6 protein-coding genes are annotated in these 6,000 nt (G+C 34.2%); 4 read left to right on the top strand and 2 right to left on the bottom strand.

What is annotated here, in order from left to right; genetic code table 11:
* Positions 1–403: 403 nt before the first annotated feature.
* The 4 genes from thrS (at position 404) to rplT (ending at position 3,609) form a co-directional block, all read left to right on the top strand.
* The gene (gene thrS / locus AC1EU5_RS04100; protein ID WP_480191076.1) at positions 404–2,344 is read left to right on the top strand and encodes a threonine--tRNA ligase; all 1,941 of its coding nucleotides are present in this window, start codon (positions 404–406) and stop codon (positions 2,342–2,344) included.
* Positions 2,345–2,426: 82 nt separating this feature from the next.
* Entirely contained in the window at positions 2,427–2,942 is a 516-nt protein-coding gene (gene infC, locus AC1EU5_RS04095; RefSeq protein WP_480191089.1) for a translation initiation factor IF-3, read from the top strand.
* A gap of 28 nt (positions 2,943–2,970) precedes the next feature.
* Positions 2,971–3,168 carry a 50S ribosomal protein L35 gene (gene rpmI, locus AC1EU5_RS04090; protein ID WP_480191075.1) on the top strand — a complete coding sequence of 66 codons (198 nt, stop codon included), beginning with the start codon at positions 2,971–2,973 and terminating at the stop codon, positions 3,166–3,168.
* 96 nt (positions 3,169–3,264) lie between these two features.
* Positions 3,265–3,609, top strand: a complete 345-nt coding sequence (rplT, locus tag AC1EU5_RS04085; protein WP_480191074.1) for a 50S ribosomal protein L20 — start codon at positions 3,265–3,267, stop codon at positions 3,607–3,609.
* 72 nt (positions 3,610–3,681) lie between these two features.
* Here rplT and ctlX read toward each other — a convergent pair whose 3' ends face one another.
* Together ctlX and AC1EU5_RS04075 are read right to left on the bottom strand one after the other, a co-directional pair.
* Positions 3,682–4,617: a citrulline utilization hydrolase CtlX gene (gene ctlX, locus AC1EU5_RS04080; protein WP_480191073.1), complete on the bottom strand. Its 936-nt coding sequence runs from the start codon at positions 4,615–4,617 to the stop codon at positions 3,682–3,684.
* 4 nt (positions 4,618–4,621) lie between these two features.
* Positions 4,622–5,920 (bottom strand): M20/M25/M40 family metallo-hydrolase, encoded by a 1,299-nt coding sequence (locus tag AC1EU5_RS04075; RefSeq protein ID WP_480191072.1) that lies wholly within the window; start codon positions 5,918–5,920, stop codon positions 4,622–4,624.
* Positions 5,921–6,000 lie beyond the last annotated feature (80 nt).

Genomic DNA, 6,000 nt, shown 5'->3' with positions numbered 1-6,000 from the left:
GACTTACCCAAACTTTTTTAGAGTATCTAAAAAAATCTTTTTCAAAACAATAAATCAAACTGAAACTTTGCTTTTGACTACACCTGCAATACTACTCTCAAAAGCGGGGTGCAAATATACAACACATTTTATTATTTGAGCAAATAATTATTAAAGTTTTTTGTGTTTTTATGGAGCCAATTTATAATCGTTTAAAATGCAATAACTTACCAAATGCAAAAACTGAAAATAGATATAAAAATGCCATGCCAGATGTACCACCATATTAACAGAGAATAAAACATTCATTATAGTGGAGGTAAATTATCATAAGCCCTCTTCAAAGACTTCAAATAATTATACCTATATATATTGTACATGATTTGCTTTTAAAATATCTTTGCCGCTCATTTTAAAAAGAATAATGATTAGTATTACATTACCAGACGGTTCGGTTAAGGAGTTTGCGCCTCATAGTACCCCTATGGATGTTGCAAAAAGTATTAGTGAAGGCTTAGCAAGAAATGTTATTTCTGCAAAGTTTAATGATACTACTGTAGAAACTACTACCAAATTAACCGAAGATGGTAATTTAGTATTATACACATGGCGAGATGATGAAGGTAAAAAAGCCTTTTGGCATTCCTCTGCTCATGTATTAGCTCAGGCGATATTAGACCTTTATCCTGATGCTAAACTAACTATTGGTCCTGCTATAGAAAACGGATTTTACTATGATGTAGATTTTGCTGACGTGTCTGTCTCAGAAAATGACTTCAAAAAAATTGAAGATAAGATGCTTGAATTTGCACGTCAAAAGTTTGAGTTCAAAATGAGATCGGTTTCAAAAGCCGATGCTTTACAATATTATAAAGAAAGGAATAATGAGTTCAAGGTAGAACTTATAGAAAATCTTGAAGACGGCGATATCACTTTTTGCGATCATGCTGATTTTACCGATTTATGTCGCGGTGGTCATATACCAAGTACAGGTATCATAAAAGCTGTGAAGATCATGAATGTTGCTGGCGCTTATTGGCGTGGCGATGAAAAGAACAAACAATTAACACGTATCTACGGCATTTCCTTTCCAAAACAGAAGGAACTTACGGAATATTTAGCCTTATTAGAAGAAGCTAAAAAACGTGATCATAGAAAATTAGGTAAAGAATTAGAATTATTTACTTTCTCACAAAAAGTAGGACAGGGTTTACCTCTATGGTTACCAAAAGGTGCTGCGCTTCGTGAACGTTTGGAGAATTTTTTGAAAGCTGCACAAAAGAAAGCAGGGTATGAAATGGTTATTTCACCTCATATTGGTCAAAAAGAATTATATGTTACTTCAGGGCATTATGCCAAATATGGCGAAGATAGCTTTCAACCCATCCATACACCCAAGGAAGATGAAGAGTTCTTGTTAAAACCAATGAACTGCCCTCACCACTGTGAAATTTATAATAGCAAACCTTATTCTTATAAAGATTTACCTAAACGCTTTGCTGAATTCGGCACTGTGTACAGATATGAACAAAGTGGAGAATTACATGGTTTAACCCGCGTAAGAGGTTTTACACAAGATGATGCACACATCTTTTGTATGCCTGGTCAACTGGATGAAGAATTCAAAAATGTAATTGATCTTACGTTATATGTATTGAAGTCTTTAGGGTTTGAAAATTTCTCTGCACAGGTTTCGGTAAGAGATCCTGAAAATCCTGATAAATATATTGGCGATATTAATAATTGGGAAAAAGCCGAACAAGCTATTATCAACGCTGCTGAAGACAAAGGGTTAGATTATGTGATTGAAGAAGGGGAAGCCGCTTTTTATGGATCCAAGTTAGATTTTATGGTGAAAGATGCATTAGGAAGGCAGTGGCAATTAGGAACCATTCAAGTAGATTATAATTTACCCGAGCGTTTTGATCTTTCTTATAAAGGCACAGATAATCAATTACATAGACCCGTAATGATTCATCGAGCACCTTTTGGTTCAATGGAACGTTTCGTAGCTTTACTTTTAGAGCATAATGGCGGTAATTTTCCGTTGTGGTTAACGCCTGAACAAGCTATTTTACTGCCTATCAGTGAGAAATACGAAAAATATACCCAAAAAGTTTTAAATTTGCTGGAAAATAACGAAATTCGCGCCCTCGTTGACAATAGGAACGAGAAGACCGGTAGAAAGATACGTGACGCAGAAGTAGCCAAGATTCCTTATATGATTATATTAGGCGAAAAAGAAGAAGCTGAAGGAATGATTTCTGTTAGAAAACATGGAGAAGGTGATTTAGGAACATTTACAATTGAAGCATTTGCTTCTTTGATAGATAAAGAAATAAAAAGTACATTACAGCAATTTTAGTTTAACCGCTACATAAAGTAGCTTAAAATTTTTTAAGGCCATAGCAATACGAAGAAGAGGAGGCAGAAGACCTGCAAGAATAATCAAAGAAGATCAACACCGAATCAATCAAAAAATAACTGCTCAAGAGATACGATTAGTTGGAGATAATATTGAAACGGGAATTTATCGACTTTCACAAGCGTTAAAAATAGCTGATGAATTAGAGTTAGATCTTGTTGAGATATCTCCTAATGCTAAACCTCCTGTTTGTAAGGTAATAGACTACAAAAAGTTTCTATACGAACAGAAGAAAAGAGAAAAAGCTTTAAAGGCAAAAACAACTAAAGTTGTGATTAAAGAGATACGTTTTGGTCCGAATACGGATGACCATGACTATCAATTTAAAAAGAAACATGCCATAAAGTTTTTAACTGATGGAGCGAAGTTAAAAGCGTATGTGTTCTTTAAAGGGCGATCGATAGTTTATAAAGATCAAGGAGAGATCTTGCTATTAAGATTAGCCCAAGAGCTTGAAGAATATGGTAAAGTTGAGCAAATGCCCAGATTAGAAGGTAAGCGTATGACTATGTTTATAGCTCCAAAAAAGAAAAAATAATAAGTAAGATTTAAAATAGATAAGGAAGATGCCTAAAATGAAAACAAAATCTAGTGCTAAGAAACGTTTTAAAATGACGGGCACTGGTAAAATCAAGAGAAAGCATGCTTTTAAAAGTCACATCTTAACGAAGAAGTCGACTAAAAGAAAGCTGCGTTTAACTCATGATGGCTTGGTTCATAAGTCTGATGAGATGAACATTTTAAAACAATTAACATTAAAATAAGCACAGCTTATTTTGGTAATTTATTAACCCTGAATTAGTGCTCATCAAAATGTTCATCATTAAAATGAACTGCCTGATTCAAAAAAGATAAAAATTATGCCTAGATCGGTAAATTCAGTAGCTAAAAGAGCTCGCAGAAAAAAAATATTAAAACAAGCAAAAGGTTACTTTGGTAGAAGAAAGAATGTATACACAGTAGCCAAAAATGCGGTAGAAAAAGCAATGCAATATGCTTACCGCGATAGAAAAAATAACAAACGTAATTTTAGAAGCCTTTGGATTCAGCGTATTAATGCTGGTGCTCGTCAACATGGTATGTCATACTCTCAATTTATGGGCAAGGTAAAAGCCAATGACATTGAATTGAACAGAAAGGTATTGGCAGATTTAGCCATGAACCACCCAGAAGCTTTTAAGGCTATAGTTGATAAAGTAAAATAAGAATTGAATCTTACTTATAAAAAACCCGAACCAATGGTTCGGGTTTTTTATTGATCAAACTTAAACAAGTTCTTAATTCTTAGGTAAAAATACTTCAGCCATCATACATCTGGCACTTCCACCACCACAGTATTCAATAGTATCTAATGAGCTAGACATAATAGCACAATGCTTTTCTATTTTAGCTATCTGATCGTTTGTTAAACTATTATATGCCGCTTGACTCATAATAAGATAGAGTTTATTATTAGATCCTTTTACCTGTAACATATTACCCGCAAAATTATTCACTTGAGCTTCAGTAATAACTATAATCTCTTTGCCTCCATCCTTTAAATGTTTCACAACATTCTTTCGTTCTTTTTTATCATCAATACTATCTAAACAGATCACTGCAAATGTTTCTGCTAAACACATCATTACATTGGTATGGTAGATAGCTTTTCGCCGACCATCTACTGTTTGATTAGCTGTAAAAATAACTGGTGTGTACTCAAAATCTTCGCAGAACTCAATAAATAGGTCTTCATCTGCCCTAGGTGATAAAGCACAGTAAGCAAGTCTATTTTGCCTGTCTAATGCCATACTACCTGTTCCCTCTAAAAATACACCTTCACCCTCTGCAGAAGTATAATCTACAATATGCGCTATTTCATAGCCTTGACCTTCAATCTCTTCAAATATTTCTTGTCTACGTTCTGGTCTTCTATTCTCAGCAAACATAGGATAGATACCAGCATCTCCATTTTGATGAAATGACACCCAGTTATTAGGAAAGATAGAATCAGGTGTGTCATACTCTAATGTATCATTAACTACGATGACATGAACTCCAATATTCCTCAATTTTTCTACATAGGCATCAAATTCTTGTTGTGCTTTTTCATTAATAGTATTTGGTAATAAGTTATTAGGTACTTTCTGATAATAATTATTAACCGCTGTTTGCTCATTCATCCTGAAACTTACGGGACGAATCATTAAAATAGTATTTGTAGTCTGCTGCATTAGCTTACTTCTTTATCAATCTATAAATTAATAATGCCGTTCTTTTTGTGAGGTCGTCAATGGTATTTAAGTTCACCGTTTCCTTAGGAGTATGAGCTCCATTACCCATAGTTCCTAATCCATCAAGGCAATCTACATATTCCGCCACGAAAGACACATCTGCTGCACCTCTCTTTTTAGGATCATAGACTTCAACATGTCCTTGCCCAAGATCTAAACTCACTTGATTTAATATTTTAAGAAGATTCTTATTTCCTTCGGTTGGCTGCATTGCAGGGTAACTATCTATAAAAGTTACCTTTGCGGATGTCTTGGGTAAATTATTCTGAACAATTTCTCTCATTTTAGACCGTGCTCGTTCCTTTTGTTCTTCAGAAATAAATCTTAATCCTCCATAAGTAACTGCAGTTTGTGAAACAACATTACTCTTACCAAACACATTACCTTTACTCAAAGCCTGTTGATAATCCATTTGTGTACCTCCTAAAATAATACCCGGATTGAATGTTAAAAATTCTTCGCCCCTTACCTCTTCATAAAAACCATTAAGAATGCGTGCCATTTCGAATATAGCACCGGCACCTATACGCTCATTAAATATACCAGAAGAATGTGCTCTTACTCCCGTAGTTTCCACTTTCCAATCTGAAGAACCTCGTCTTGCAACTGTGGCATAATTGAAACCTGTAGATGTTTCAAAACCTAAGGCTATATCACTTCGTTTAGCGGCATCAATTAAGTGCTTCCTGCTTACTGTTAGTGGTTTTCCAGTAGCTTCTTCATCCCCTGTAAAAGCAGCAATGATTTGAGCATTTTTTAAAAGACCATTATCTGCTAATGCTTTTAATGCGTATAATATAATAACATTACCCCCCTTCATATCATTACCACCGGGCGCATGAGCTATACTATCATTTACCATTGTAAATTCTTGAAAAGGACTGTCTTCTTCAAACACAGTATCAAGATGACCAATTAACAATAACTTCTTGCCCCTTTTACCTGAAGTTTCCGTAAATAAATGCCCTGAACGATTCACTTCACCCATATCATACCAGTTAGTGGTAAATCCAATTTCTTGAAAGGCTTCCGCAAAAACATCACCTACCTCTTTAACACCTTTATGGTTCATTGTACCACTATTAATGTTCACTACTTTTTTCAAAAAGTCAATAGCTTCAGCATTATTTATTTCAACTGATTTTAGTATTTTCTTCTCAGTTCTGGTAAGCTTTTGCGCTAACGAAAATTGAAAGAAAACTGCTCCAAAAATGATGTATAATATAGGTTTCAAAAGTTTCATAATAATAAGGTTAATTGGTGCCTAAAATTACCATAATTTTGAAGATTAAATCAACTTTTTTAATTGACATTTTCAATAAA

It is taken from the genome of Maritimimonas sp. 2405UD52-3 (genome assembly GCF_056591715.1).
The sequence above is the reverse complement of the archived record's forward strand: the minus strand, read 5'-3'. Positions and strand labels throughout refer to the sequence as shown.